The following is a 26824-nucleotide window of genomic DNA, read 5'->3' on the forward strand; positions in this document are numbered from 1 at the left end:
TTTACTTAAGCGTTTTTAACTAAGATTGACTCCATAACATTAGCTGCGTCTTCGCACATATCGGTAGCGGTTTCAAGAGCGGCTAATATTTCTTTGTATTTGATAAGGCGGATAGCATCTTTTTCATACAGGAACAAGTCGGCTACAGCGCGGTCAAAAACATAATCGGCCTGGTTTTCAACACTGTTTATCCTGATGCATGAATCGGCGATATTACGCACATTCCTAAGGTCTTTCAGTTCTTTTACAGCTTTTTCCAAATCAACACTGGCCTGCAGTATCAGGTCAGATAGCTTACGGATATGCTCATTCAAATCATCTATCCTGTACAGGCTCATGCGGTTGGCCGCACCCTGTATATAGTCGGCCACATCATCAATAGCTGTTGCAAGGGCATGGATATCTTCACGGTCAAAAGGCGTAATGAAGTTTTTGCCAAGCTCCAGGTAAATCTGGTGAGTATATTCATCGCCTTTGTTTTCAAGCTTGTCAATCTGTTTATATAAATCCTCGCGGGTTGCAGGGTTGTTTGAGTTAACTGCTTCAACCAGTATGGTAGCCATAGCTACAACATTGGCCGCGGCTTGTTCAAACAGCGGGAAGAATATTTTTTTATCCTTGGGTACAAAATACTGGAATATACTGTTTAGCGACATAGTGATTTGAAATTGGTGTAAAGGTACAGTTAGTATGTTAAATTATTGTTAACTTTTTAACACAGGTAAATTCGGGAAAGGAATGGTTTGCTTGGCCCTTGCCAAGGTAAAACCAAAGGTTGAACCAAGCCCTTCTGTACTGCGCACATTGATGGTTTGCTGATGGGCTTCAATAATATGCTTTACAATAGCAAGCCCCAGCCCGGAGCCACCAATTTGCCTTGAACGGCTGCTGTCTGTACGAAAAAAACGCTCAAATAACCTTGGCAAAAACTTTTCTTCAATACCTATACCATCGTCGGTAACTTCAACCAAAACCTGGTCGTGCAGTACAAAAAGGCTTACCGAAGTGCTGCCTTCTTCTTTACCGTACTTAAACGAATTATCTATCAGGTTCACGAGCACCTGTCTTATTTTTTCCCTGTCGGCATTCACCACAATAGGCTCATCATACTTTTGCTTAAATATAAGTTTGATGTGGTACTGCTTGCCTTTGATCTCCAATGATTCAAAAACCTCTTTGATCAGGTCGTTGATCTTGAATTTAGTATAATTGATAGGCATCTCGCCCGATTCAAGTTTGGAAATTTCATCAAGGTCTTTGATCAGGTAACTTAGCCGGTCAACATTTTTTGAAGCTTTTTCCAAAAACTGGCGGGCCATTTCCTTGTCGTCAAAATCATCATCCTGCAAGGCTTCAATGTAACCCTGGATAGCAAATAACGGGGTTTTAAACTCGTGCGAGATATTGGATAAAAAATCACGGCGAAATTTTTCCTGTTTGCGAAGTTCGTCTATCTCGGTCTTTTTCTGTTTGGCCCATTCCTTTACCTCCTGCTCTACATCGGCAATGGGATTGGCGCTTACATGTTCGCCAAGGGCATCCCTGAGGTCGCGGCCTAATTTCAGGTTATGGATCAGTTTATAAATTAACTTGATACGGGAGTAGATGTATTTTTCGATGAGATAGTAAAAAACGAAGTAACTTACACCAAGGGCCACCGAGAAAGTAACCATTACATCGTACCATTTATGCTGAAAATAAAAATTAACGGCCGAGAGCGTAATTGCCACGCCAAGCGAGGTTGTTAAAACCAGTACACGCAAATTCATAGCGTAAAGCTACGATTTATAGATGATTAACTCCCACCTGAAAGGCCAGCGCCATGTTAATTTAAAGTTATCAATTTGTGCTTTTTTCAATAATGCCAACAATTCGTGCCTTTTAAAACCGCGCTTAACCGAAAGCGGACCATCGTTACGGGCCATGGCATTACGGGTAAAAACACGGGTTATAAACACTATGGCATGGTATAAAAGCCAGTGACGGTGCAGGTCGGTAATGATAATTCCTTTTTGTGCCGATGTGTGCATATTTTGAATAAGCGTTATCCAGCGTTCATCATCAAAATGATGAGTGAACAAACTGCATATAATTATATCGGCCGGTTTAATGAGGTATACCTCGTCAATAACATCGGCCCGGGTAAAGCTGATGTTTTTATATCCGGAGGCCTGTTGCCGTGCGTAATTTACTGCCGTTGGCGCTGCATCAATACCGTTTAGTTTAAGGTGTATTTTCTTTTCTTCAGCCCATTTTGCAATAGCTATCAAGGCATCGCCCCCGCCACACCCCCAATCGCTTACCGCATAATTATTACTTACCGCAAATTTTTTCAATGCGTTGATGATGCTTTTATGGCCACCGAATAGCGCATTCATCTTCCCCAGGCCTTCAAGCACAGGGGTTATTTCGGCTGATGGGAGATCAAAATCATCCATGATCTCCAGCATATCGGTACGGTAACTTAAATCGGGCATATAATATATACGCCTGAACTATACAAATGGTTGGCCGTGAGTTTTACTTATCAGGTATTGTGCAACAGAAGGCAGGTGATTGAGCGTATTTAAAGTAAGGGCCGTCATGTTATCGTTGCCAAACAAACGCTGTAACTGCCGGCCAACCCAAAGCCTTTGCGCAAACTGTTTGTTCCAGCTTTGGGCATAATCCTGCTCAAGGCTGGCGCGCTTTTCAGGATTAAAGCTGCCCGGTTTATAGTGTGTAATGATCTTTTCGGAAAGGATTTTGGCCGAATGAATGGCCATGGTCATGCCGTTACCGCAAAGTGGGGCTATCATCCCGGCGGTGTCTCCGCTCATCAGGATATGATTATCAACAGGCGCTTTTTTCTCAAAGGAGATTTCGTTGATCACTTCAGGTTTATCCAGTAAAAACCTGGCGTTACGAAAGATCTCATCGAGGTAAGGGTTTTTGCGGATCACGTTCTCTTCTAAAGCCTGTAAAGTACCATACTTGCGCAGGTCATCACGATGGGCCATATAGCACATGCAATACCTGTCGCCATCGGTTTTGCTTACCCCACAATAGCCGTCTTTATAATTATTAAGCTGGATGAGGTCCTGTGGGAAATCCATCTGCAAATGGAATTTTACGGCCAGGTATGGGCTGCGTTTATAAAAGAACGGTCGTTTAAGTTTTTGATCGAGATTGGAGCGTTTACCGAACGCGCCGATAGCCAACGGGGCTGTTAATGTTTCGCCGGGAGTTACCATTTCAAATTTTTCGCCAGCAAAACGAATATCCTCCACCCGTGTGCCGGTTAAAATATCAACTCCTTCGGCGAGGGCTTTTTGGTACAGAAAATTATCGAAAGTAAACCTGCTTAAACCAAAGCCGCCAAGGTCAAGCTTTTGCGAAAGTTTGGTACCGGATGTTGCTGTTACTTCGAGCCGGTTGATGCGGGCAACATTCAGTTCATCAAGATTGATGCCCAAAGAAGACAAAAAAGGGATCACCTCGTTAGAGATATACTCGCCACAAACGCGGTGCATGGGGTAAGTCTTTTTTTCAATAACTGTAACCTTCAGACCGGCACGGTTCAACAATATGGCGTTAAACAACCCGGCCAGGCCCCCGCCAATTACAACTACATCGCTCATGATGGCTTAGTGCATTTCAAGTATCATCCCTTCAACCGTTAAACCCGGACCGAACGCAAAACTCAGGATCTTTTGATCGACCAGGTTACCTGCCTTCAGCATTTTATCCAGTACAAACAAAATTGTGGCCGACGACATATTACCGTACTCCTGCAAAACCTGGTAAGCAAAGGCGTTGCTTTCTTCAGGTAATTCCAGGGCGTCTTCCACTGCTTCTAAAATGGTGCGCCCGCCGGGGTGAACAGCATAAGCAGTAATATCATCCATCTTAGTTTTGGCCTTTTGCAAAAAGCGCTGGGTAAGTGATTTGATATGTTTCTTAATTTGCTTGGATACCTTGGAGGTGAGTTTCATTTCAAAACCTGTGTTGCCCACATACCAACCCATCTCATTACGTGCTTCAGTAACAAATTCCGAATAGAAATTTTTGAGCGAAAAGTAATTGCCACTGCCTAAACGGTTAGCCGTGTTTTCGACCAAAACGGCAGCAGCGCCATCTGAAAATAGCGAATTGGCAACCCAGTTATCCAGTGTATTCACTTTTTGAAAATGGAGCGTACAAAGCTCTACACTAACAACAAGCACTTTGGCGCCCGTATCGGCGCGGCAGATATAGTCGGCTACTTTGAGGCCGTTTATGGCACCGTAGCAGCCCATAAAGTTGATGCAGGTACGTTCGGTATCGCAGTTTAGCTGCAGCCGGTCCACAAGTTCGATATCAATCCCAGGTGCGTGCATACCCGTACAGCTAATGGTTACCAGGTGTGTAATGCTGCCGGTAATGTCATCTCCAAATTTTTGAAGACAGCTTTTTGCGGCATTTACAGCTATGGCGATAGCTTCCTTTTCGTAAAGCTTTAACCTTTTCTGTGTGTCAGGGAATGGTTCGAGCCCTGCCGACTGTTCAAAAAAGGTGAAATCTGCCGCATCCCGATAGCCAAAATCAGGAATTACCGAATAGCGGTAATCAATTCCGGAATGGTCATAAATCCCCTTTAATCTTGCTGCATTGGTTGCATCCAGCCCAAAGGCGTTAGCCATGAAATGGTAAATATCCTGCTGGGCAATCCGATTGGCGGGATTTGCTATCCCGATAGCACTAATGCAACTCTCCATTAAAAATGATTAAGCGTTTTATTTGCTGATCTCCGCCTCAACCGAAACATTGGCCTCATTTGAAAGGATCAGGTTTTTGCCGCCTATGCCAAAATCTGTCCTCAAAATCATAAAGTTTCCTTTCAGTTGTGCTGTATTACCTGATTCCGTATACGTAAAAGGTACTTCAATCAACTTTGTTTTATCTCTTATAGTTACGTTAAAATTACCGGTATAGTTGCTCCCGCTTTTACGTTTAAAGGAAACTGACTTTAGCGTGATCTTTGGATATTTAATTACGTCAAAATAATCTTCGCTTTTAAGATGCCTATCGCGGCTTTCGTTATCGGTATTAACAGTGCTGGATAACACTGACGCTTCAATAGAGCTGCCCTCCAGGTCATTAGGCTTAAACTTAATATCGGCCTGCAAACCGCCGAAGGTACCCCCGACATTAAAGCCAAGGTTTTTAATCTTAAAGCTGATATCTGATTTAGATACCGTTTGCGCGAAGCCCGCTGTCGTCGCGAAAATTAAAAGTACAACTATATAAATTTTCTTATTCATGTTACATTAACGCTGTTTCAAACATAATAATTTATACTGAAGGAATTTTGTACTTAAGGTTGTATGTTTATAACCATAATCAGGCAACCTGATGTTGCCTCCGGCAGTAATTATAATGTAAAAACACGCCATGAAGTTTAAACAATTTATCCCTACCCGGTCGGCATTTGCGCATTTAAGGTTTGTGTTTTCTGTTTTTTTGCTGCCGGTGTACCTGTTTGCCTTTAGCCAGGCCGATGTGGTGAAAGCTTCAACAGCCGTACTTGTATTTTTTATATGGCATTTCCTTGCTTTCCCGGCCAGCAATGGCTATAACAGTTATTTTGATAAGGATGAAGATAGCATTGCCCTGTTAGCCAAACCGCCCGAAGTGGATCTCAGCCTGTATTATTTTTCCATTCTGCTGGAGGTTATTGCGTTTTTGCTTGGCTTTATCATTAGCTGGGAGTTTGCCTTTGCGGTGCTCATTTATGGCATTATGTCAAAATTATACAGCCATCCTGCTACCCGGTTAAAAAAATATCCGATTATCAGTTTTTTAACGGTGTTTATTTTCCAGGGATGTTTTATTTATTACACCACCTATACCGCTTTGACCGGTACGAGCCTGTTTGGTCATTGGGATTTAGGCCTGATTATTCCGGGGGCTATCAGCTCCTGCCTCATTGGGGCATCATACCCCTTAACCCAGGTTTATCAGCATGAAGAAGACAGCAGGCGGGGCGATAAAACGCTTAGTATCGTTTTAGGCTACAAAGGCTCCTTTATTTTTTCGGGCGTATTGTTTGCCGCGGGGATAGCCCTTTCTTACTGGTATTGGCACCTGGCTGGGATGATGCTTAACTTTTATTTCTTTATAGTATGCGCCGCGCCAATATTTTTCTTTTTTAATTATTGGTTTTATACAGTAGGGCGATCGACAGCCAACGCTAATTTTAAAAACGCCATGCGTATGAATTTCATCAGCTCGGGTTGTATGCTGGTTTATTTTGGGGTGCTGGCGGTGTTTAGTTGAAATAACCTTAATTTATAAAAAACGTCATTGCGAGGCACGAAGCAATCGCGAACTGTACAGAGTGGCTCTGCCTATCGGGGGTTGCTTCGTTCCTCGCAATGACGCGCTTAAATTATTATTCTCCCTTACTTCTTCGCAGCCCAGGCATCCATTTTAGCCTCAAAAACCGCCATTGGCATGGCGCCATCTTTTAACACCTGGTCATGAAATTCGGCGATATTAAATTTACTGCCTAACTGTTTTTCATATTTGGTACGCAGTTCGCGGATTTTGAGTGCGCCTATTTTGTAGCTCAATGCCTGGCCGGGGATAGCCATATAACGTTCAATTTCGGCAGTTGCACCTTGCTCACTGATAGCTTCGTTATCCATCATATATTTAATAGCCTGCTCACGGGTCATTCCTTTGGTGTGGATGGCTACGTCAACCACCAAACGGATGGCACGGTGAATCTCATCGCCTAACGCGCCCATATACTGGTACGGATCGGTGTATAAGCCAAGCTCTTTACCTAATGATTCGCAATACAGCGCCCAGCCTTCTACATAGGCTGTTTCCCCGCCATCAAAGCGACGGAATTTTGGCAATGAAGCGTTTTCCTGGGTTAACGAAATCTGATAATGGTGACCAGGAATTGCTTCATGCAAAAACAACGATTCCATGCCCGATGTGGTGTTAAACTTAGTGGCATCTAATATCGGCACGTAAAAAATACCGGGACGGGTACCATCTGCCGAACCCTGGTTATATTCGGCACTGGCCGATGCCGCGCGGAAGGCTTCGGTTTGCCTGATCTCGAAAGGGGTTTTAGGCACATGGTTAAACATTTTTTTCAGGTTTGGCTCCATGCGTTTGTGAATGTTTTCAAAAGCATCAAGTACATCCTTCGGGGTTTTGTAAGGAGTAAACTTAGGGTCGGTTTTCATGTATTCAAAAAACGCCTTCAAATCGCCCTTAAAGCCAACACTGGTTTTGATGCTATCCATTAAGCCACGGATCCGGGCAACTTCTTTCAAACCCAATTGGTAAATTTCTTCCGGAGTTTTATCGGTAGTAGTTTGTTGTTTAACTAAATAGGTGTATTTAGCAGTACCATCCGGCAGGGATGAAAAACCCGAGGTTGCACGTGCGTGGGGCAGGTATTGATTTTTCAGGTAATCGGCCAGTTTTTGGTAGGTTGGGTTAACTATGGTAGTTATCGCTTTTTTATAAGCCTCCGTCAGCTGTTTTTTATCAGCGTCCGAAAAATCCTTCGGCATATTCTTAACAGGTCCGTAGAACAGGCTTTTTTCTACATCTTTTGATACCAGGTCTTGCATTTCGGGAATCATTTTAACAACTAACGATTTTGGCAGCACTACGCCTGTTTTGATGCCTTTGTTAAAATTGGAGATGGCGGTATCCGCCCAGATCTGAAAAGCAGATAAACGTTTCAGCCAGTCGTTATAATCTACAACCGTTTTAAAGGGCTGCGCGCCAGAGCCCGAGCCAAGCTGCCCCATGGTAATTGGCAGGGCATAAAACTGGTTAAAAGGCATGTACTCAAAATGATACTTGAAATTATCAAGGGCCAGTTGCACCTCATAAGTGAAAATATCATATGATAGCTTATCGTCTTCGTTCAGTTCTGCGCGGTCAAAGTTTTTCACTTTCGACAAGTAAACCGAGTTATAATCATGCGCCTTTTTCAAAAACTCAGCAGAGCCATCGTTAGGTAGCAAGTCATTATAGCGCCTGTCGCCAATGTAGGTTGCATTAAGCGGGTAAAGTTTTAAGCCGTCCTGAAAATAATCTTCAAAAACTTTGGCGAGATCCTTATTGGCTGGAATGCCGCTGGCGGTGTCTGTTGATTTAGGTTGATTACAGGCTGCAAACGAACCTGCTATGAATAGCATGAGTAGTATTTTTTTCATGAGGGTGTTGTTTAAACGATAAAGCTACGGAAAGGGAAAATATAATCAATAATGATATCTGCATTGCAGAATAAATATCGCGTCTGCTTCTACTCTGTAAATTAGCCTGTGTTCGAGATTTATCCGGCGCGACCACCAGCCAGCTAAATTATGTTTTAAAGGTTCGGGCTTTCCACTTCCTTCATATGGAGTTCGTTCTATTTCTTTGATAAGAGAGTTGATCTTCTTTAAAATAGATTTATCTGTCGTTTGCCAATAAAGGTAATCTTCCCATGCAGGGTTTTGGAAAATTATCTTCACTCTTCAAGTAGCTTTCTTTCCTTGCCTAAACCTTTTTCATATTCCTGGATACCATGAAGTAATCTTTCTGCATTTTTAGGGCTTTTTAAAAGATAGAAAGTTTCCTCCATGCTTTCGTAATCAGCTTTCGATATCACAACAATATCTTCGGCATTGGCACTTGTCACTACCAAAGGCTTATGATCATTCCGCACCTTATCTAAAAAAGATTTTAGTTGCTGCCTGAAGGCAGTGTAAGTTGTGATCTCCATTCAAATTAGTTTTTATAAAGGTATAAAACCAAAACAACATGTACAAGTTTCTGTACATGTTGTTTTGGTTTACGTTAAGAGATAAACTTATGAAGTTTTGATTAATGCTTATAACCCCATTTCTTTTTTCAAAAACTTACCTGTAAAACTGTTCTTTACTTTGCACAAACCTTCAGGCGTGCCCGAGAACAGGATATTACCGCCGCCCGAGCCACCCTCCGGGCCAAGGTCAATTACGTGGTCGGCCACTTTAATAACATCAAGATTATGTTCAATTACCAAAACAGTATTGCCTTTATCAACCAATTGGTTAAGTACACCTAACAATACGTTGATATCTTCAAAGTGTAAACCTGTAGTAGGTTCATCCAATATATAAAAGGGTGTTTCCTGTGTCTTTTTTAGATAGCTCGGTAGCCAGTTTAACACGTTGCGCCTCACCGCCCGATAGTGTGGTTGAAGCCTGACCTAAAGTGATATAACCCAAACCTACGTCGTTCAGGGTTCTTACCTTACGATAAATAGATGGGATGTGCTCAAAAAATGGCGTAGCGTCCTCAATGCTCATATCCAGCACATCGCTGATGGACTTGCCCCGGTAACGCACTTCCAGCGTTTCGCGGTTGTAGCGCCTGCCGCCGCATTCTTCGCATGGTACCTGAACATCGGGCAAAAAGTTCATTTCAATTACCTTCATGCCTGCACCCTGGCAGGTTTCGCAACGGCCGCCCTTTACGTTGAACGAGAAACGACCTGGTTTATATCCCCTGATCCTTGATTCCGGTAGTGCCACGAACAGATTGCGGATGTCCGAAAACACCCCGGTATAAGTGGCAGGGTTTGAGCGCGGTGTACGACCGATTGGTGTTTGATCTATCTCAATTACTTTATCAATATGCTCTAATCCCTCAGTTCTTTCATAAGGCAGCGGTTGTTTCTTCGCCCTAAAAAAATGATGGTTCAGAATAGGGTATAAAGTTTCGGTGATCAGGCTTGATTTACCGCTGCCCGATACACCGGTTATGCCGATCAGTTTACCTAAAGGGAAATCAACCGATACTTTCTTAAGATTGTGACCGGTAGCTTTTTTCAGGCTCAGGGTTTTGCCATTACCTTCGCGGCGTTTTTTGGGCACCGCAATCTCCCGCTCGCCATTGATATATGAAGTGGTTAGCGTATGCTTTTCCATTAGCTGCGCCGGAGTACCTTCGGCAACAACTTGGCCACCATGTACACCTGCCGCCGGGCCCATGTCAATTACGTGGTCGGCTTCCAGTATCATGTCTTTATCGTGCTCAACAACCAATACCGTGTTTCCTAAATCACGCAGATTTTTAAGAGCGTTGATCAAACGTTCGTTATCGCGCTGGTGCAATCCGATGCTTGGCTCATCCAAAATGTACATCACATTCATCAACTGTGAACCTATCTGTGTAGCCAGTCTGATCCGCTGCGCTTCCCCGCCCGATAGGGTCTTGGCAGTACGGTCGAGCGTTAAATAGCTCAAACCCACATCCAGCAAAAACACTATACGAGCGCGGATCTCTTTCAGGATTTCCTTAGCAATCACATTCTGGCGCTCGTTAAGACGGTCTTCCAGGCCATCAAACCAATCCTGCAGGTGATTGATATCCATACAGGCCAGTTCAAATATGTTTTTACCATCTACCTTAAAATGCAGCGACTCTTTTTTGAGCCTTGCGCCTTCGCAAACCGGGCAGGTACGGAGCACACGATAGTTCTCCATATCGTCCATCCCCTCGTCATTGCGGCGTTCCTGCTGCTCCTCCAGCATACGGATGATGCCTTCAAAAGTGATCTGGTAGCTTTGAACATTCCACTTGTTATATTCTACAGCAACACTCAATGTTTCAGGCGCGCCGTTCAGGATCATATCCAATTGATCGCGGTTCAGCTTTTCGATAGGGGTTGACAGCGAGAACTCATACTTTTTAGCCAGCGATTTCAACACCTGGAAAATCCATGTTTCGCGGTATTCACCAATAGGGGCCAAACCACCGTTCATGATGCTCAGTTTCGGATTAGGAATTACCGAAGCTTCATCAACCTCAAAAATATAACCCAGTCCGTTACACTTTTCGCAGGCACCATAAGGCGAGTTGAACGAAAATGTATTGGGTTGAGGCTCATCATATGAGATGCCCGAAACCGGGTCCATCAGGTATTTACTATAATAGGACACATTATTATCCTTATCGGCAATACGGATAATGCCCTTGGCAATTTTCAAAGCCTGCTGAACGGATGTGTACAAACGTTTGCTGTCCTTCTCGCTTACCACCAGGCGGTCAACCACAATATCAATGTCATGGATCTTGTAACGGTCAACCTGCATTTTGGGTTCAACATCCGCGATAGCGCCATCAACCCAAACTTTTAAAAAGCCCTGCTTACGGATAGATTCAAACAATTCGCGGTAGTGGCCTTTACGTGCCTTTACCACCGGAGCCAGGATATTAACTGGCTGCCCGTCAAATTTTTCGCTGATAGTTTTGAGGATCTGGTCTTCGCTCATGCGCTCCATCTTTTCACCGGTGGTGTAAGAATAAGCATCGCCGGCACGGGCGAAGAGCAAGCGCATGAAATCATAGATTTCGGTAATAGTACCTACGGTGGAACGCGGGTTTTTGCTGGTGGTTTTTTGCTCTATAGCAATAACAGGGCTCAGGCCCGACACCTTATCCACATCCGGCCGCTCCATCCCGCCCATAAACTGGCGTGAGTAGGCCGAAAATGTTTCCATATAACGGCGCTGGCCTTCGGCGTAAATAGTATCAAACGCCAGTGATGATTTACCGCTGCCGCTTAAGCCGGTAATTACCACCAGTTGGTTGCGAGGAAAGGAAACATCTATATTTTTCAGGTTATGTACCCGGGCACCATAAACTTCAACTTCACTTTGCTCGCCCAGGTCAACAAGAGGTTTTGTACTCATACTTTATTAATATGGATTTATTGACATTGTTTGAAGCTAATTATTATAGTTGCCAGATTTTTACAAAACGCTGCTTTCCTAAAATTTTTGGCTTAAACCATCAACAGTTTGCTACAAATATAAGCAAAAAAGGCCGATCATCCACTGTGGATGACCGGCCTCAAAGTGCTCCGTAATGTAATCTTTTAATTAATTTACAGTATGATTACCTGTCATTAATTAATCGCTAACAACTGTGATGCAGGCGGGATATAAAAATAATTATCATACCCGTGCTCTTTTGGCTGCTCGATAATAGCTTTCATGGCAATTAGCTTGTAAACATATGAACCGGTTTCGCGGTTCAGCTTCATGCGAAAGTAGTTATCTTCTTTTTGCTTGTTAATGGCACGCGCTAATTTGATCGAGCCATTGTTGTAGGCAGCAGCAGCCAGTGTCCAGCTGTTAAATTCATCGTATAGTTCTTTGATATACTTGCAGGCTGCAATGGTTGACTTGCGAAGGTTTTTCCGCTCATCAACGCCATGGCCTACTCTAAGTCCGTAGGTACGTGCAGTACCCGGCATAAATTGCCAAAAACCCGACGCTCCTTTTGGTGATGTGCCCGATTTTAGGCCCGACTCAACCAAAGGGATGTACTTAAAATCTTCCGGGATACCGTAAAACTTTAAAATGGGCTCGATGATCGGAAACCATAGCTCGGCTTTCCTGTGCAATACATTGCTCTGCACACTTTTAAAGTCATGCTGCCTGAGCGATTTGTTGAGTTTACGCGTAACCCTTGCGTCATTAACTGGTAAAGCCTCATTGGCAAAGTTGTAAGCAACTGCCTTTGAGCTTTTGAGAAAAATAAAATCTGAGGTTCGGGTGCTTAAAGTTGCCACTTTTGCAGCCTTTTCGATGATCGTTGTACCGAAAATATTAACGCTCTGAAATGAGAACCAGCACCAGTGTTACGGAGCACGTAAGTAAGTGTTTTTTAATCATTTCTTTTCCTATCATTTAACTATACATTTGGTAGAATGTGCTGCAAAGGTAGGTTATACAGATCACATAATCAAATACTTACCGTTTTGCTAACTTTTTTAGAGTTGGTTTTTGGTTCAAAAACGGTGTTTAAAACCGTTTAAACGGCGATTTTGCAAGAGGATATTTTTTTGATCTTTTTAGATAAAAATTGGCAAAAAAGCGTAACTTTGACCCTCACGCTGCGAAAGCGCTAAACAAAAAATTATGGTATTTAAGAGACCAGCAGGTAGTCGCGACGACAAACCCGGAAAGTCGTCATCAAGGAGTTCAAAATCTGACGACCGACCAAAAAAATCAGCATCAACCCCAAAAGGTAAAGCTACTCCAAACGGAGAGAAAAAAATACTTTCCAGGCCGGAAAAAACATTCCAAAGCAACAGGTTCAGTGACGATAAGCCCAAAAGCAATTTTAGGGGCGGGGAATCATCTGGCGCTAAAAGATCAGGCGCTAAGCCAAGGCCTTACTCTGGCAGGCCTGCTTCCGACAGCGACGACAGGCCAAAAAGAAATTTTGGCGGCGACAGCGCAGGCGAAAGGAAGTCATTTAGTGGCGGCCCGCGTAAACCTTACAGCGGCAGGCCAACAACCGGTGATAACGACAGGCCGAAAAGAAGTTTCGGCGGCGAAGCACAAGGCGAAAAAAAACCTTACTCATCTCCACGTACCCGTTCATCAGCAAGTTTTGAGGGCAAGCCTAAAAGAAGCTTTGGCGGTGATGCAGGGGGCGAACGTAAATTTGCACCAAGAGGAACCGAGGGCAGCTTCAAAAAACGCGAAGGCGGTTTTAAAGAGAAATCACCATTTGGCGAAAGGCCGGCACACAGACCGCATGATAGGGAAAACCAACAGGATGCCCCTAAAACCATGCGCAGTCGTAAAAATTCTCCTGCAAAAAAATCAGAAGACGATGGGCTGATCCGCCTGAACCGTTACATATCAAACGCGGGTATTTGCTCACGCCGTAAGGCCGATGAGCTGATTACCGCGGGCGTGGTATCCGTAAACGGCGAAGTGGTAACAGAATTAGGTACCAAAGTTGATCCGTTTAAGGATACTATTAAATATAACGGCGAAACGCTGAAACGCGAGAAAATGGTTTATGTATTGTTAAATAAGCCAAAGGATTATATCACAACTACAGATGATCCGCAGGAGCGTCGTACCGTAATGCACCTGGTTGAAAAGGCAAGCCGCGAGCGTATTTACCCCGTTGGCCGTCTTGACCGTAACACCACCGGTTTATTATTAATGACCAACGATGGTGATTTGGCCGACAAGCTATCGCACCCGCGTAACAGCATCACTAAATTATACCAGGTTGAACTGAGCAAAAGCTTAACCCAGGGCGACCTGAATAAATTAACTTTTGGCCTTGAGCTGGAAGATGGCGTAATTAAGCCCGACGCGGTATCGTACGTAGCCGGTGGATCAAAACGTGAAGTTGGCATCCAGATCCATAGCGGTAAAAACCGTATTGTGCGCCGTATGTTTGAGCACCTGGGTTACGAAGTGGTGAAGTTGGACAGGGTGGTTTATGCCAACCTTACCAAAAAAGACCTTCCACGCGGCCGCTGGCGTTACCTCGATGAAAAAGAGGTGATCCAGTTAAAACACCTGATGAAATAATAAAACGCCCCGTTAAACAGCGGGGCATTTTTTTTGTCTATTTTGTTATCTTGCACAGCAATAATTGTAAGGCTAAGCTGAATGCATAAAGCTTAAAGCTATATGATTGTCAGTATTTTTGCTATTTGTGAATTAATTAAATAGACCTTATATAATCGACCATGAAAAAATTTCTTTTGATCATAGCTATGCTTTCACCGGCGCTAACATTTGCACAAAATAAAAAAACAGGGCCTAAAACTTTCGACCTGGTGGTTGGTACTTATACCACGCGGCAAAAGTAAAGGTATTGTGGTATACCGTTTTTATGCCGAAACCGGCAAACTGGCTTATCTCAGTGAGATTGATGGCGTAAATAATCCGTCGTATTTAACGTTGAGCGCCAATAATAAATTTATTTACGCGGTTAACGAACTGCCTAAAGGCGAGGTAAGCGCATTTTCGTTTGAGCCCAAAACGGGCAAAATGACTTTTATCAACAAGCAATCAACACTGGGCGCCGATCCATGCCATATCTCGGTTGATAAAGCACAAAAGAACCTGATCATAGCTAACTACTCAAGCGGCAACGTTGCGGTAATGCCTTTGAATAAAGATGGTTCAATAGCTAACGGAATTCAAACGGTACATGATGATGGTCATAGCATAAACAAGGAAAGGCAGGAATCTGCACACGCACATATGGCGATCCTTACACCCGATGAAAAATATGTATTGTATAATGACCTTGGCACCGATAAAATAAACGTTTACCGCTACCGTCCTTCAAAAGAGCCCCGTATTGTGCCCGCAACACCGGCCTTTGTAAGTGTTACCGCAGGAGAAGGTCCGAGGCACCTGGAGTTTTCGGCCGACAAAAAGACTGTTTACCTGGTAACTGAAATGGGATCGAACGTAATCGCGTTTGATTACAATAACGGCAAGCTGAAACAGAAACAATCCATTACCATGCTGCCAGATGGCTTTACCGGCCAAACTGCAGGTGCCGCTATCCACCTGTCGCCCGATGGCCGTTTTCTGTATGCTTCAAACCGTTTAGAAACCAACGAGATCAATATTTATGCTGTTAACCAGGAAACAGGCTTGCTTACTTTTGTAGCGCGCCAGTCCACCTATGGCAAAAACCCACGCGATTTTGCTATCGACCCAACAGGTAATTTCCTGATAGTAGCTAATCAGAACAGCGATAACATGTGGGTATTCAAAATAGATCAAAACACCGGCAAACTTGCCCAAACAGGTATCAGAGTTGATATCGGAAACCCGGTATGCTTAAAATTTGCACCAGCGGAGTAAGTAAGAAGGTGAAAGGATAAAGGTAAAAGGCGAAAGGTTTGGCCTCGCGCTGAAAATGAAAAAGGCGAAGTTTGAGATATTCCGAACTTCGCCTTTTTCATTTTATCAGCTGGAAAGGAAACCTTTAACCTTTTACCTTTAACATCAATTAAGGGTTTTTAGTAAACGAATAAACAATGTATCCGGTACTGTTGCCTACAGTAACGGGCGATTTCAGGGTCATGGCTGAGCCATCGTTGCTGGCAATATCCAAACGATATCCTTCGGATACGTTTTTGGCTTTATCGCCTTCAAAAAGTTTTTTGAACTGGAATTGTGTACCGGTTGTACCACCGTTATAAACCGACCAGAAAATGGTTTGCGATGTTCCGTTGGTTAAAGTGTAGATACCGTTACCACTGTTGGTGAGCTTCCATGTGCTGCCAACAAAGGCTTCGGGGGGAGCCTGATCAAATACGCTCTGTACTGCATTTTGTACAAGGCCGTCGTAACTTACATTATTGCAGGTCCAGGTACCAACAAATTTACCGCGCGATACATTAGACGTAGTTGTGTTTTTGGTTGACGAGCAGGCCGAAATGACCAAAACAAGTGAAAAGATTGCGATTGAGGTCTGAATTAACTTTTTCATGACAGTATATTTTATGCATAAATAGCATAAATCCTGCCAAAGTGTGTAATTATAAATTCACCGCTTGCTGACGGGTGCGTTTTTCTAATTCAGTTAACCTTTTATTGATTGATTCGGCAATCTGGTCGGCTTCCCGAACTTTTTTAAGGCTATTAATAAACTTAGGGTTGGTATCCCTTTCCGATAAAATTTTACCGATTTGCTTAATAATGTTCATAGGTTATTCCTTATAGCTCTATTTTACGGGGCTTACACCACTAAGGTTTCGTTTCTTCCTGCTAATATCGAATAAATTTAGTTAAACGTTTTACCATTAGAAAAAAAGCACCTTTATTATTTATAAATAACTGTTATTGTAACGCGCTAAGTTGAGGCTGAGTGTACTAAAATGATTATTCACCAGCTTCATTTAAAAATGTGATCAACTTTTCCATTGCTTTTGCACGGTGGCTAATGCTATTTTTTTTGTCCATACTCATTTCGGCAAAAGTAATGTCGTAACCTTCCGGTTCAAAAATAGGATCATAGCCAAAACCGCCATTACCACTCGGCTCTTGCCGGATGGTGCCTTCAACCGTTCCTTCAAAAAAGTACTCTTCGCCGTTCCGGATCAGGGAAATTACGGTACGGAAGCGGGCCTTTCGGTTTGCTTCACCTTTTAAATTATCAAGTACTTTACTAATGTTGGCGGCGTGGTTACCGTGGGTACCTGCATACCTGGCCGAGTATACACCCGGCTCTCCGTTCAGGGCGTCAATTTCCAGCCCGCTGTCATCGCCAAAGCAGTTAAGCTTATACTCGGCATATACATAATGGCTTTTGATTGAGGCGTTGGCTTTAAACGTAGTGCCAGTTTCTTCAATATCATCATAGCAGCCAATATCGTTCAGGGTTAGTAACTGGATAGCGCCATTGAGCTTGGCCGAAACCTCATCAAGCTTATGGCGGTTATTGGTAGCAAAAACTAATTGCTGCATATATCTTAGTGGCGTGTTTTATTTATAATGTTTTAACCAACTCCCAAAACGTTTTTTTATAATCCACATTATCCATCATTTCATCAAATGAATAACTGTAAAGCACAGTGATCCCGTTTGAGGTTACCGGTTTATTAGGTTTAAGCACCTTTATGTCCTGTGGCAGGGCATCCCCGCCTAAAACAAGCACCTTGGTTGGTTTAAAAAATGTTTTCAACTGGCTAAATTTGGTTTCACTGTAATTTGCCAGATTGAATATCGCCACGTCGTCGGGGCTAAGTTCTTTACGCTTCAAGATATTTTCAAGGGCGGTTAAATGTTCGGCTATTATAAACCCGGCATTTTTATACCATGTTAGCACCAAAAAATTCTTTAAGTTTTTACCCAAATACTTAAATTCATCAACCGGCGTTTTTATTACTACCTGAGGTTCAGGAGTTAAAGATGGGATAATGGTTACCGGGGCCGGTTTGGCATTTTCAGTTACAGGAGGTAGTGGTACCGCCGCGGCAGGTTCTGATTCAGTAATTTTATCATACAACATTTTATCTGCATTGAGCAGGTAAAGTTCATCCTCTAACAAAAAACGAAACGCGGCAGGGTTCTCAACTTTCACTTTAACAAATTTTAACCAAAAGTAGTTAAACGGTTTCAAGCTTTATAGGCATATTAGCACAATTATAGCCGGTTGGTTTTGCAGAAAATATTTGTTCGGTTATAATTAATAAATTTTACCGAAATTCGTAGTTTTTAACGGGTTAACTATCCCGTTTTATTTAGTATAACAGCGTTACATGAGAAAGTTAGGAGTATTAGTACTAAGTTTTATTTTAACAATAACATTTGCAAAGGCACAGGTAGCATCAGATACAGCAGCAAAAAAACTGGTTAAGGCCGATTCGGTTATTGCCCCCACACCCGGCAAAACGCTTGATAAAATTGCAGCGGTAGTTGGTAACAGCCCGATACTGCTATCAGACATTGAACTGTCATACGCTAACTTCCTGGTACAGGGAAACCAACCTGACCCATCTGTTAAAGCCCGCATTTTACAAACTTTGTTAACCCAAAAACTGCTTGCCCAGCAAGCCGCCATTGATAGTATTGAAGTAAAGGAAGAAGATGTTGACGCCAACGTTGACCGCCGTATGCGCGAAATGACACAGCGCGCGGGCGGGCAGGAAAAACTGGAAGCATTTTTAGGGCGTTCGGTTATCCAGTACAAAGATGAGATCAGGCCCGACCTGAAAGAGCAGATGGTTGCTCAAAAAATGCAGCAGCACATTACCGAGAAGCTGAATGTTACCCCTCAGGATGTTAAAAAATATTACGATGGAATCCCTAAGGACAGCTTGCCTTCATTTAATAAAGAAGTTGAAGTTGGTGAGATTGTTTTTCAGCCTAAGTTAACTAAAGAAGAAAAAGACCTTTACAAAGCTAAGGCCGAAGAGTTAAGGCAGCGTGTTAAAAAGGGCGAAGACTTTGGTACACTGGCCAGGCTTTATTCGCAGGATCCGGGTTCGGCACCTGAAGGAGGCGATCTTGGTTTTGCCGACCGCACCACTTTTGTGAAGGAATTTACCGCAAACGCCTTCAAGTTAAAAGCCGGTGAAATTTCCCCGGTGTTTGAAACGGATTTTGGGTTCCACTTTTTGCAGGTGATTGAGCGCCGCGGCGAACAGGTTCACGTAAGGCATATTCTCATTACACCCATTGTTACCCAGGCCAGTTTGGATAGGGCGAAAGCAAAAGCCGATAGTATTTACAACTTACTTATAAAAGATAAAAATGTAGGTGTCGATTTTTCAAGCGCTGCAGCCTATTACTCAGACAATAAAGACACTAAATACAACGGTGGTATGATGCTTAATGCCGAAGATGTACAAAGCCGTTCAACATTTATCCCTACCGATAAACTTGATCCTAAAGTGGCGCTTATTACCGATACGATGAAAATCGGCAGTATTTCAAAACCTGATCTGTTTACCGGCGCCGATGGTAAAAAGAGCTACAAAATATTGATGCTTAAATCGGCCACAAATGCCCATAAAGCTAATTTAGAGCAGGATTTCCCTAAACTTAAGGAATATGCCTATAATGATAAGGTTAACAGAACTGTATCTCAATGGTTCGAAAAACGGCGCAAGGAAACTTTCATTAAAATTGATAAAGAATATCAGGCATATGATGTGTTGAAGAAATGGGTAAACACCAATCCCTCGCCCGTAATACCCGAAACCAAAACCAAATCATCATCTAAATAATTATGCAACACAGCTCTGATGTAGAAGCCGCAAACGCTTTAAAACAGGCCTACCAGCAAATACGTGCCGAAATAGGTAAAGTAATAGTAGGCCAGGATGAAGTGATAAAATTTGTGCTGATCTCTATTTTCAGTAACGGGCATTGTTTATTGGTTGGTGTGCCCGGGCTTGCAAAAACTCTGCTGGTGCAAACGGTATCGCAGGTGCTTGACCTTGACTTTAAAAGGATCCAGTTTACACCCGACCTGATGCCTTCAGACATCATTGGCTCTGAAATATTAGGTGAAGACCGCAATTTTAAATTTATCCACGGCCCGGTTTTTTCAAACATTATCCTGGCCGATGAGATAAACCGTACGCCGCCAAAAACACAGGCTGCCCTGCTTGAAGCCATGCAGGAAAAAGCGGTTACCGCAGCCGGCGTAACACACAAACTTGCACAGCCTTTTTTTGTACTGGCTACGCAAAACCCCATCGAACAGGAAGGGACTTATCCACTGCCCGAAGCACAGCTGGACAGGTTTATGTTTAATGTAGCCCTCAGCTACCCTTCATTTAAAGAGGAACTGCTGGTTGTTAAGAACACCACAAGTACTACTAAAGCAGAAGTAAATAAAATATTAAACGCCCAGCAGATCATCTATTTTCAGCAACTGGTGCGCAATATCCCGGTTACCGATAATGTGATGGAGTACGCGGTGAAACTGGTATCCAAAACCCGCCCAAACAGCGAGTTTGCCACACCACAAATTAACCGTTTGCTAAGCTGGGGCGCAGGACCAAGAGCGTCGCAGTTTTTAGTATTAGGTGCTAAATGCCACGCGGTACTTAACGGTAAATACTCGCCCGATATTGAAGATGTGCAGGCAGTGGCCAAACCTATTTTAAGCCACCGTATAGTGCGCAGCTATCATGCGGAAGCCGAAGGATTATCAGCAGCTGATATTATTGAGCAGTTGTTTTAGGGTAGTGATTAGAGGCTGCTTGCTTCAAGAGATTAGAGGTTGGAGATCAGATATTAGTTCTCAATAAAACTCATAAAGAAATAAAAGGAAGGCCTTGCAAATTAACTTTGCAAGGCCTTCTCTTTTTTATTATTGTATTAAAACTAATCTCTGATCTCCAACCTCTAATCTCTATTACTCATTCTCAATAGGTGAGAAAATCTCAAGAAGGATATTCCATTTTTTTGTTTTGTCAATTTCCCAAACCCTTACATAATTGTAGTTTCCAACAACATTGCCTTTGGTAATGCGGGCGTGGCCATAGGTATAAGCAAGGTCGTTACTCGCGGCACGGCCGCCATCAGTAGTTTCGGCAGTGATGCTGATGGCTTCGTTATTGATAAACTTCATCACAACATCGGTTCCTGTCATTGGCGGAAAGCCGGGGAAATAATAGCGGCCTTCAGGGCTTAAAAACTCCTTATAGCTTGCCATAGCCGATAATGTCAACCCATGATTAAATGTTTTATCGGTACCAATAATAACATTTTTAGCGCCGAATGGATCCTTACTTGGGCCTGAACGGTGCGCCGGGTCGGGCTCTTTAAAATCGGTAACAACTTCTTCCTCAGCTTCAGGATGCTGGATACCAAGGTCGATGAGTAGCTTTAATTTACCATCGGCGTTAGTACGCCAGATAGATACGTAATCGCCAAACACCTTATCATCATCAGTTTTGCCGTTTTGATATATATAAGGGCCCGCGGTGAAAGCCAGGTCGCCATTGGCCGAGATACGGGCAAATTTGGGCTGCCAGCTAAGCTTGCCGGCCTGTTTATCAATCTTACTATAAAAATCAACAATCTTTACTACATCGGGCTTAAATATGATGCCATCGGGATCGGCAACTGCCAGGAAACCATCTTTTATTCCTTTACGTTCAACTAACTTATCAAAAGCTTGTTCAACACTAACTACCTTGTTTACATTAACAGCGTCCTGCGCCAGGGCAAAAGCACTATAACCAATAAATGTAGCAGCTAATATTATTTTCTTCATATTTATATTCGGGTTTTAGGGAGCAATTTAGTAATAAATTTTAAGTCGGATACGCAATAGTCAAAATGCATTAAACAGCATAGCATAATTTAACAATTGCATTATTTTTGTTTTATCCTGAAACGAAGATATGGGCAAATAATTGCAGAGCGCGGGTTTGATCATATAAAATATGCGTAAATATTTAAATTTACTTAATAATGAAGTTGAATAAAAAAACACTTAACTTCATAACCCAATTAATCTGTTTTTGTTTAAATCAATATAAATTGCTTTCATGAAAAAGTATAAGCTATACTGCGTATTTGTACTTTTATTGTTAGGTATAAAGGCTAAAGCGCAATACCTTTCTGACTATACCGGCCGTCCATATTATCTTAAAGCCAATGATGGCATACAAGGCAGCGCCCTCCTTACCGATAACTGGCTGAATGGCACTGTTTATTTCGTTAACGGCAAAACAGCTAATGCAATATTGAACTATAATATTTACGGGGATGAACTTTTGTTTAAGAGTCCCCGGGATTCATCGGTACAGGCCTTTGTTGACCCGGTGAAAGGTTTTTCAATAAAAGGCATTGCGCTTGAAGAAAGTGACCAAACGGATATGAACTTTAGCAGCGGCTTCCCGGCTGTGGACGATCAAACCTCAAAAACTTTTTACCAGGTAGTAGGAGACGGAAAGGTTAAACTGCTCCGTTATTACAAGAAAAAAGTACTTGAGTCAACGGGCTTTGCTTCGCAGGTGACCACCAAAACTTTCATGACGGCCAATAGCTACTACATTTTTGCCAATAACCAAATGACAAAGATCAGGCCGTCGCAAAAAACCATCCTCGCAGCATTGAGCGACAAGGGCGATAAAATGCAGGAGTATATCAAAACCAACAAAGTTAATTTTAAAAGCGATGCTGCCTTAGCTAAATTATTCAGCTACTACAACTCGCTTTAAAATCGTGGCCTGTTATCAGGCTTTGCTCCAGGTAGTCCCTTCTTTACTATCTTTTAGCTGGAAACCTATCTGTGATAAACCATCACGGATCTTATCTGACGTGGCATAATCCTTATTGGCTTTAGCACCGCTGCGCAGATCGACGATAAAGTTTAACACTTTTGGCAGATCGTCATTAGCCGCCTGCTCATTTTGTAAACCCAGTACGTCAACCACAAATAAATTCATAAGCGCGGTTAACTGCTCAAGATTAGCGCCGTCAATTTTCAATTTACCATCATATACCGAATTGATAATGCGCGATGCTTCAAAGAGCTCCGCTATTAAAACCGGGCTGTTAAAATCGTCGTTCATAGCGGCATAGCAACGCTCCATTAATGGTGCTATTTCAACTTCGGTAGTGGCAGATGCTTTCAATCCGTCGGTTAGCAGGGTAAAGGCGTTCATAAGGCGTTTAAACCCTTTTTCGGATGCTTCCATAGCTTCATTGCCAAAATCAAGTGTACTACGGTAATGGGCCTGCAGCATGAAGAACCTTACCGTCATGGGGCTGTAGCCTTTGTTAAGTATCGAGTTTTCGCCGCTGAACAGTTCATGCGGTAAAAAGCTGTTGCCTAATGATTTAGACATTTTTTGGCCGTTTACCGTAAGCATATTGGTATGCACCCAGTAATTGGCCGGGTTGGTACCGCAGCAAGCTACGTTTTGGGCAATTTCATTGGTATGGTGCGTTGGCACAAGATCAATCCCGCCGCCATGAATGTCAAAGTGGCTGCCCAGGTATTTCTGGCTCATGGCCGAGCATTCCAGGTGCCAGCCCGGAAAGCCCACACCCCATGGCGAAGGCCATTTCATCAGGTGTTCGGGCTTGGCTTTTATCCACAGGGCAAAATCAAGCTTGCCATGTTTTTCCTGCTGACCGCCAAGCGTACGGGTATTATTTAAAAGGTCTTCGAGATTACGGCCGCTTAATATGCCATAATCCTGGCTTTTGTTATATTTTTCAACATCAAAATAAATGGTACCATCCACCTCATAAGCATAGCCCTTGGCAAGTATTTCCTTCACCATTTCTATCTGCTCAATGATATGGCCGGTAGCTGTAGGCTCAATGCTTGGCGGCAGGTTGTTCAGGATCCTCATCACATCCCTGAAACCAACAGTATATTTTTGCACTATCTCCATTGGCTCAAGCTGTGCAAGCTTGGCCTTTTTTGCAATTTTGTCTTCACCCTCGTCGCCGGCATCACCTTCAAGATGGCCCGCATCGGTCACATTACGTACGTAGCGTACCTTGTAGCCAATAGCTGTAAGGTACCTGAACATAAGATCGAAAGATATATAAGTACGGCAGTTGCCTAAGTGAACATCGCTATAAACAGTAGGCCCGCAAACATACATGCCAACATGCGGCGTGTTAATGGGCTTAAATAATTCTTTTTTACGGGTTAAAGTGTTGTAAACAAACAAATTTTGTTGCATGAGCGCAAACTTACGATTTTTTCAATTTTAAGTTACTGCCTGCCGGCTTTCAGGTTTATTTTTACAAACGAAGAGCAATGACCTATGTTAATTCAGTACGAGATCGCTGCGTAAAGGATAATGGTCTGAAAGTTTTTTTTCAATCACCTTGTAGTTGAAAACTGAGAATTGCGGGCTGCTCATAATGTAATCTATCTGGTAATTGGGGAAATCGCCGTTATATGTGCGCCCTAAGCCTGATCCCTTTTCGCGGAATGAGTTGTTTAAGCCTTTGGCCATTTGGTTAACCGCGAATGATGATGGGGTATCATTAAAATCACCGGCTATAATATAAGGATATGGACATTGGGCAGCATGCGCCTTTACTTTAAAAACCTGCTCGGCCCTTTTCATAAAAGCTATTTTAAGCTTGCTCCCCAGGCGCTTGGTTGATTTAATATCTGTTTTTCCTTTTTTTGATACACTGTCGATATATTTATAATCGTCCGGGTTAAAATTGATGGATTGCAGGTGGATATTATAATACCTAAAAATTTTATCCCCCTTTTTTATATCAGCATATAAGCACTGGTTACCAGATGTTCTGTCGGCCGCAAGGCGGATCATCCCTCTTGATAGAATAGGGAATTTCGAAAAGATAGCCATGCCAATGGCTTCACTGCTGTTAAAACTAAAGGGTTCAAAGTAAAAGTTATTGCTGCCTAATATTTTGTTGATAGAGTCGCGTGTTTCATACTGCCCTTTATTGCGGGTATAAAACTCCTGGAACCCTATCACATCCGGCTGCTCGCTATTGATGATCTCCAGGATTTCATGCTTGGTTGATATATCGTTATTGAAGCCAAAATGTTTAAAGTTATGCACGTTGTAGGTCATGACATGTACAACATTGAGCCCGGGGGGCAGCGAAAAACTTGATTTAAATCTGAACCCGACATTGTTATTAAGTACTCCCCAGCCAATTAAAATACTGACCAGCGAAAATAAAAACTGCCAGCGCTTGCGCAGCAGCCAATACAGCATCATGATTATATTAACCAACAGTATAGGAGGATAGGCAAGGCCGAAGAAAGCGAATAACCAATACTTGCGCGGATCAACCGAGGGGGCTAAATATCCTATTAGTAAAGCAAAACAAAAAAACAGGTTTATCCATAACAACACCCTGCTAAAAATACTTTGCTTTTTTTTTATCATTTATTCCTGTTTGCTTGCACGCGATAAAATTTCCCGCTCCTGTTTGCTTAAGCTATTGTAGCCCGATTGCGATATTTTGTCTAAAATGCGGTCGACCTCTTCCTGGCGCGGGTAGTCGGATGCGTTTTTGCCCATATTATTTGATACCACTTTTAACCTGGGTTTCCGTTTAAACAGCCCGGCTATTCCGCCCACCCAATCATGACCTTTTTGTAATTGCTTAATATACCCAAATCCCATTAAAGCACCACCAAGATGGGCTATTTCGCCGCCCGCGTTTGCACCAACTATACCCAAAAAATCAATAACCAGGATTACAAATACCAGCCATTTTAATTTTACCGGCCCAAATAAAATTAATGATATGGTGTAGTTGGGCAACAGGGTGGCCGTTGCCACAACAATGGCCATTACACTGGCCGATGCACCAACTATAGTACTGTTCTGTGCAGCGTTAGCACTGGTAAATGCAGGCAGCAGGTTTAAGGCCAGCAGGTATAACAAAGCACCGGCCAGGCCGCCCATTAAATATAAACCTATAGTACGTTTATTACCAAGGTACTCTTCAAATATTTGCCCCATCCAATATAGCCAAAGCATGTTGAACAGGATATGAAGTATCCCCGCATGCATGAACATATAGGTTAAAGGCGTCCAAAAGCGCTTCAGCAAATCGGGCAGGTATGCCGGCATGTTTAAGTATTTATCGGCATAAAGTAAAATGATACTGCCCCCAAAATGCGTTAGTAACTGTTCAACTATTGCCGAAATGTTTATCGCCAGAAAAACAATCACATTAATGCCGATAAGCAGGTTCAGCCTATTGCCGGAGCGCAGCATTTTGTAGTGGATATTTTGCCAAAGGGTGCTCATAATAAAGCTGTATTACAAAGATAACTACTGTTATTAATAAAAATTGTTTGGTCGTTGTAATCGCCAAATTTTAACTAATAAAAACCCGATAAGCGCACCGCCAAGGTGTGCAAAATGCGCCACCGAATCTCCGGAAAATTGCTTTACCCCTAAAAATAATTCTATCACTACATATACAGGAATGATATATTTTGCCTTGATGGGCACAGGTATAAACAATATCATCAGTTCAAGATTTGGGAACAGCATGCCAAAAGCAATCAGCAAACCAAATATTGCTCCCGATGCCCCCACAATCGGTGTCGCATAAATATCAATAAGTTTTTCAGCATTTTCGCCATATTCTGCATAAGATGACTGAAGTGAGGGATGGGCAATGGTAAAGCTGCCGGTTATGCCATGCACCTCAATGGCCTGTACCGCAATCTGAAAAAGAATTGCCCCTATTCCGCATAAAAAATAGAGGTTAAAAAATTTTTTTGAGCCGATAGCATATTCTACAATAGGGCCAAAAGAAAACAAGGCAAACATGTTGAAGAAAATATGGCCCCACCCCCCATGCAGGAACATGTAAGTAATGATTTGCCATAGCTTGAAATAAGGCGAATTAAAATAAAAGCCACCTAACAATGGCACTATTTTGGCCTCATAAAATTGGCCGAACAGTACAAATGGCAAAAAGCATATTACATTTATGATCAGCAGGTTTTTAACAACAGGGGTAAGATTAGCAAAAGGCGATTGATTGTATCCGTTCATATATAATTTAGCCTGCGG

Annotated in this window: 26 protein-coding genes and 1 pseudogene; 7 read left to right on the forward strand and 20 right to left on the reverse strand. The window is 42.8% G+C overall.

The window, feature by feature from the left end:
• Positions 1–5: 5 nt before the first annotated feature.
• Genes ABID99_RS25665 through ABID99_RS25690 form a run of 6 tightly spaced genes read right to left on the reverse strand, consistent with a single transcriptional unit; the run spans position 6 to position 5282 of the window.
• Positions 6–656, reverse strand: coding sequence for a DUF47 domain-containing protein (locus ABID99_RS25665; RefSeq protein WP_090532530.1), 651 nt, complete (start codon positions 654–656; stop codon positions 6–8).
• Between the two features lie 48 nt (positions 657–704).
• Positions 705–1769: a cell wall metabolism sensor histidine kinase WalK gene (locus tag ABID99_RS25670; RefSeq protein WP_091169237.1), complete on the reverse strand. Its 1065-nt coding sequence runs from the start codon at positions 1767–1769 to the stop codon at positions 705–707.
• 9 nt (positions 1770–1778) lie between these two features.
• Positions 1779–2477, reverse strand: a complete 699-nt coding sequence (locus ABID99_RS25675; RefSeq protein WP_176626125.1) for a methyltransferase domain-containing protein — start codon at positions 2475–2477, stop codon at positions 1779–1781.
• Positions 2478–2495: 18 nt separating this feature from the next.
• Positions 2496–3620: an NAD(P)/FAD-dependent oxidoreductase gene (locus ABID99_RS25680; protein WP_373615522.1), complete on the reverse strand. Its 1125-nt coding sequence runs from the start codon at positions 3618–3620 to the stop codon at positions 2496–2498.
• 6 nt (positions 3621–3626) lie between these two features.
• Positions 3627–4736 carry a type III polyketide synthase gene (locus tag ABID99_RS25685; RefSeq protein WP_373615523.1) on the reverse strand — a complete coding sequence of 370 codons (1110 nt, stop codon included), beginning with the start codon at positions 4734–4736 and terminating at the stop codon, positions 3627–3629.
• An 18-nt stretch (positions 4737–4754) separates the two neighbouring features.
• Positions 4755–5282, reverse strand: coding sequence for a YceI family protein (locus tag ABID99_RS25690; RefSeq protein WP_090532541.1), 528 nt, complete (start codon positions 5280–5282; stop codon positions 4755–4757).
• Positions 5283–5412: 130 nt separating this feature from the next.
• Here ABID99_RS25690 and ABID99_RS25695 point away from each other — a divergent pair, with 130 nt between their 5' ends.
• Positions 5413–6297 (forward strand): UbiA family prenyltransferase, encoded by an 885-nt coding sequence (locus ABID99_RS25695; protein ID WP_373615524.1) that lies wholly within the window; start codon positions 5413–5415, stop codon positions 6295–6297.
• Between the two features lie 125 nt (positions 6298–6422).
• Here ABID99_RS25695 and ABID99_RS25700 read toward each other — a convergent pair whose 3' ends face one another.
• The 5 genes and pseudogenes from ABID99_RS25700 to ABID99_RS25720 form a co-directional block, all read right to left on the reverse strand.
• A complete protein-coding gene (locus ABID99_RS25700) occupies positions 6423–8210 on the reverse strand; it encodes a DUF885 family protein (RefSeq protein WP_373615525.1) in 1788 nt (595 codons plus the stop codon).
• Between the two features lie 45 nt (positions 8211–8255).
• Positions 8256–8510: a Txe/YoeB family addiction module toxin gene (locus ABID99_RS25705; protein WP_090532546.1), complete on the reverse strand. Its 255-nt coding sequence runs from the start codon at positions 8508–8510 to the stop codon at positions 8256–8258.
• Entirely contained in the window at positions 8507–8761 is a 255-nt protein-coding gene (locus ABID99_RS25710; RefSeq protein WP_090532548.1) for a type II toxin-antitoxin system Phd/YefM family antitoxin, read from the reverse strand. The genes ABID99_RS25705 and ABID99_RS25710 overlap by 4 nt, the downstream gene beginning before the upstream one ends.
• A gap of 108 nt (positions 8762–8869) precedes the next feature.
• Positions 8870–11717 (reverse strand): annotated as a pseudogene (gene uvrA, locus ABID99_RS25715) (excinuclease ABC subunit UvrA).
• A 215-nt stretch (positions 11718–11932) separates the two neighbouring features.
• Complete coding sequence (locus ABID99_RS25720) at positions 11933–12601, reverse strand: lytic transglycosylase domain-containing protein (protein WP_373615526.1); 669 nt, start codon at positions 12599–12601, stop codon at positions 11933–11935.
• Between the two features lie 349 nt (positions 12602–12950).
• On the opposite strand from ABID99_RS25720, the gene ABID99_RS25725 reads away from it, so the two are divergent.
• The 3 genes from ABID99_RS25725 to ABID99_RS25735 all read left to right on the forward strand — a co-directional run bounded on the left by ABID99_RS25725 (position 12951) and on the right by ABID99_RS25735 (position 15668).
• On the forward strand, positions 12951–14372 hold the full coding sequence (locus tag ABID99_RS25725) for a pseudouridine synthase (protein ID WP_373615527.1): 1422 nt from the start codon (positions 12951–12953) through the stop codon (positions 14370–14372).
• A gap of 161 nt (positions 14373–14533) precedes the next feature.
• Positions 14534–14656: a hypothetical protein gene (locus ABID99_RS25730; protein ID WP_373615528.1), complete on the forward strand. Its 123-nt coding sequence runs from the start codon at positions 14534–14536 to the stop codon at positions 14654–14656.
• Positions 14628–15668, forward strand: coding sequence for a lactonase family protein (locus ABID99_RS25735; protein WP_373615529.1), 1041 nt, complete (start codon positions 14628–14630; stop codon positions 15666–15668). Before ABID99_RS25730 ends, ABID99_RS25735 begins: the two co-directional genes overlap by 29 nt.
• Before the next feature lie 148 nt (positions 15669–15816).
• Here ABID99_RS25735 and ABID99_RS25740 read toward each other — a convergent pair whose 3' ends face one another.
• The 4 genes from ABID99_RS25740 to ABID99_RS25755 all read right to left on the reverse strand — a co-directional run bounded on the left by ABID99_RS25740 (position 15817) and on the right by ABID99_RS25755 (position 17892).
• A complete protein-coding gene (locus tag ABID99_RS25740; RefSeq protein WP_373615530.1) occupies positions 15817–16299 on the reverse strand; it encodes a hypothetical protein in 483 nt (160 codons plus the stop codon).
• 49 nt (positions 16300–16348) lie between these two features.
• A complete protein-coding gene (locus ABID99_RS25745; protein WP_175490073.1) occupies positions 16349–16516 on the reverse strand; it encodes a hypothetical protein in 168 nt (55 codons plus the stop codon).
• A 175-nt stretch (positions 16517–16691) separates the two neighbouring features.
• Positions 16692–17276: a non-canonical purine NTP diphosphatase gene (locus tag ABID99_RS25750; RefSeq protein ID WP_373615531.1), complete on the reverse strand. Its 585-nt coding sequence runs from the start codon at positions 17274–17276 to the stop codon at positions 16692–16694.
• A 22-nt stretch (positions 17277–17298) separates the two neighbouring features.
• Positions 17299–17892 (reverse strand): hypothetical protein, encoded by a 594-nt coding sequence (locus ABID99_RS25755; RefSeq protein WP_373615532.1) that lies wholly within the window; start codon positions 17890–17892, stop codon positions 17299–17301.
• A gap of 178 nt (positions 17893–18070) precedes the next feature.
• Between ABID99_RS25755 and ABID99_RS25760 the strand changes: the two genes are divergently transcribed.
• Together ABID99_RS25760 and ABID99_RS25765 are read left to right on the forward strand one after the other, a co-directional pair.
• A complete protein-coding gene (locus tag ABID99_RS25760; protein WP_373615533.1) occupies positions 18071–19540 on the forward strand; it encodes a peptidylprolyl isomerase in 1470 nt (489 codons plus the stop codon).
• Between the two features lie 2 nt (positions 19541–19542).
• Positions 19543–20505 (forward strand): MoxR family ATPase, encoded by a 963-nt coding sequence (locus tag ABID99_RS25765; protein WP_112655623.1) that lies wholly within the window; start codon positions 19543–19545, stop codon positions 20503–20505.
• A 174-nt stretch (positions 20506–20679) separates the two neighbouring features.
• Here the strand turns inward: ABID99_RS25765 and ABID99_RS25770 are convergent, their stop codons facing one another.
• Complete coding sequence (locus tag ABID99_RS25770) at positions 20680–21543, reverse strand: hypothetical protein (protein WP_090532564.1); 864 nt, start codon at positions 21541–21543, stop codon at positions 20680–20682.
• Between the two features lie 277 nt (positions 21544–21820).
• Between ABID99_RS25770 and ABID99_RS25775 the strand changes: the two genes are divergently transcribed.
• Positions 21821–22495, forward strand: a complete 675-nt coding sequence (locus ABID99_RS25775) for a hypothetical protein (RefSeq protein WP_373615534.1) — start codon at positions 21821–21823, stop codon at positions 22493–22495.
• Between the two features lie 15 nt (positions 22496–22510).
• Here the strand turns inward: ABID99_RS25775 and cysS are convergent, their stop codons facing one another.
• The 4 genes from cysS to ABID99_RS25795 form a co-directional block, all read right to left on the reverse strand.
• Positions 22511–23977 (reverse strand): cysteine--tRNA ligase, encoded by a 1467-nt coding sequence (gene cysS, locus ABID99_RS25780; protein WP_373615535.1) that lies wholly within the window; start codon positions 23975–23977, stop codon positions 22511–22513.
• Positions 23978–24064: 87 nt separating this feature from the next.
• The gene (locus tag ABID99_RS25785; protein ID WP_373615536.1) at positions 24065–25174 is read right to left on the reverse strand and encodes an endonuclease/exonuclease/phosphatase family protein; all 1110 of its coding nucleotides are present in this window, start codon (positions 25172–25174) and stop codon (positions 24065–24067) included.
• Positions 25175–26047 carry a rhomboid family intramembrane serine protease gene (locus tag ABID99_RS25790; protein ID WP_373615537.1) on the reverse strand — a complete coding sequence of 291 codons (873 nt, stop codon included), beginning with the start codon at positions 26045–26047 and terminating at the stop codon, positions 25175–25177. It abuts the gene before it with no gap.
• Positions 26048–26080: 33 nt separating this feature from the next.
• Positions 26081–26806: a rhomboid family intramembrane serine protease gene (locus tag ABID99_RS25795; RefSeq protein ID WP_112655631.1), complete on the reverse strand. Its 726-nt coding sequence runs from the start codon at positions 26804–26806 to the stop codon at positions 26081–26083.
• Positions 26807–26824 lie beyond the last annotated feature (18 nt).

The organism is Mucilaginibacter sp. OAE612 (assembly GCF_041806395.1).
Classification (GTDB): domain Bacteria; phylum Bacteroidota; class Bacteroidia; order Sphingobacteriales; family Sphingobacteriaceae; genus Mucilaginibacter; species Mucilaginibacter rubeus.

Bases quoted from the DNA above. Each gene is read 5' to 3' on its own strand.
- ABID99_RS25665 (WP_090532530.1), bottom strand. From the start codon at position 656: ATGTCGCTAAACAGTATATTCCAGTATTTTGTACCCAAGGATAAAAAA.
- ABID99_RS25670 (WP_091169237.1), bottom strand. From the start codon at position 1,769: ATGAATTTGCGTGTACTGGTTTTAACAACCTCGCTTGGCGTGGCAATT.
- ABID99_RS25675 (WP_176626125.1), bottom strand. From the start codon at position 2,477: ATGCCCGATTTAAGTTACCGTACCGATATGCTGGAGATCATGGATGAT.
- ABID99_RS25680 (WP_373615522.1), bottom strand. From the start codon at position 3,620: ATGAGCGATGTAGTTGTAATTGGCGGGGGCCTGGCCGGGTTGTTTAAC.
- ABID99_RS25685 (WP_373615523.1), bottom strand. From the start codon at position 4,736: ATGGAGAGTTGCATTAGTGCTATCGGGATAGCAAATCCCGCCAATCGG.
- ABID99_RS25690 (WP_090532541.1), bottom strand. From the start codon at position 5,282: ATGAATAAGAAAATTTATATAGTTGTACTTTTAATTTTCGCGACGACA.
- ABID99_RS25695 (WP_373615524.1), top strand. From the start codon at position 5,413: ATGAAGTTTAAACAATTTATCCCTACCCGGTCGGCATTTGCGCATTTA.
- ABID99_RS25700 (WP_373615525.1), bottom strand. From the start codon at position 8,210: ATGAAAAAAATACTACTCATGCTATTCATAGCAGGTTCGTTTGCAGCC.
- ABID99_RS25710 (WP_090532548.1), bottom strand. From the start codon at position 8,761: ATGGAGATCACAACTTACACTGCCTTCAGGCAGCAACTAAAATCTTTT.
- ABID99_RS25725 (WP_373615527.1), top strand. From the start codon at position 12,951: ATGGTATTTAAGAGACCAGCAGGTAGTCGCGACGACAAACCCGGAAAG.
- ABID99_RS25730 (WP_373615528.1), top strand. From the start codon at position 14,534: ATGAAAAAATTTCTTTTGATCATAGCTATGCTTTCACCGGCGCTAACA.
- ABID99_RS25740 (WP_373615530.1), bottom strand. From the start codon at position 16,299: ATGAAAAAGTTAATTCAGACCTCAATCGCAATCTTTTCACTTGTTTTG.
- ABID99_RS25745 (WP_175490073.1), bottom strand. From the start codon at position 16,516: ATGAACATTATTAAGCAAATCGGTAAAATTTTATCGGAAAGGGATACC.
- ABID99_RS25750 (WP_373615531.1), bottom strand. From the start codon at position 17,276: ATGCAGCAATTAGTTTTTGCTACCAATAACCGCCATAAGCTTGATGAG.
- ABID99_RS25760 (WP_373615533.1), top strand. From the start codon at position 18,071: ATGAGAAAGTTAGGAGTATTAGTACTAAGTTTTATTTTAACAATAACA.
- ABID99_RS25765 (WP_112655623.1), top strand. From the start codon at position 19,543: ATGCAACACAGCTCTGATGTAGAAGCCGCAAACGCTTTAAAACAGGCC.
- ABID99_RS25770 (WP_090532564.1), bottom strand. From the start codon at position 21,543: ATGAAGAAAATAATATTAGCTGCTACATTTATTGGTTATAGTGCTTTT.
- ABID99_RS25775 (WP_373615534.1), top strand. From the start codon at position 21,821: ATGAAAAAGTATAAGCTATACTGCGTATTTGTACTTTTATTGTTAGGT.
- cysS (WP_373615535.1), bottom strand. From the start codon at position 23,977: ATGCAACAAAATTTGTTTGTTTACAACACTTTAACCCGTAAAAAAGAA.
- ABID99_RS25785 (WP_373615536.1), bottom strand. From the start codon at position 25,174: ATGATAAAAAAAAAGCAAAGTATTTTTAGCAGGGTGTTGTTATGGATA.
- ABID99_RS25790 (WP_373615537.1), bottom strand. From the start codon at position 26,047: ATGAGCACCCTTTGGCAAAATATCCACTACAAAATGCTGCGCTCCGGC.
- ABID99_RS25795 (WP_112655631.1), bottom strand. From the start codon at position 26,806: ATGAACGGATACAATCAATCGCCTTTTGCTAATCTTACCCCTGTTGTT.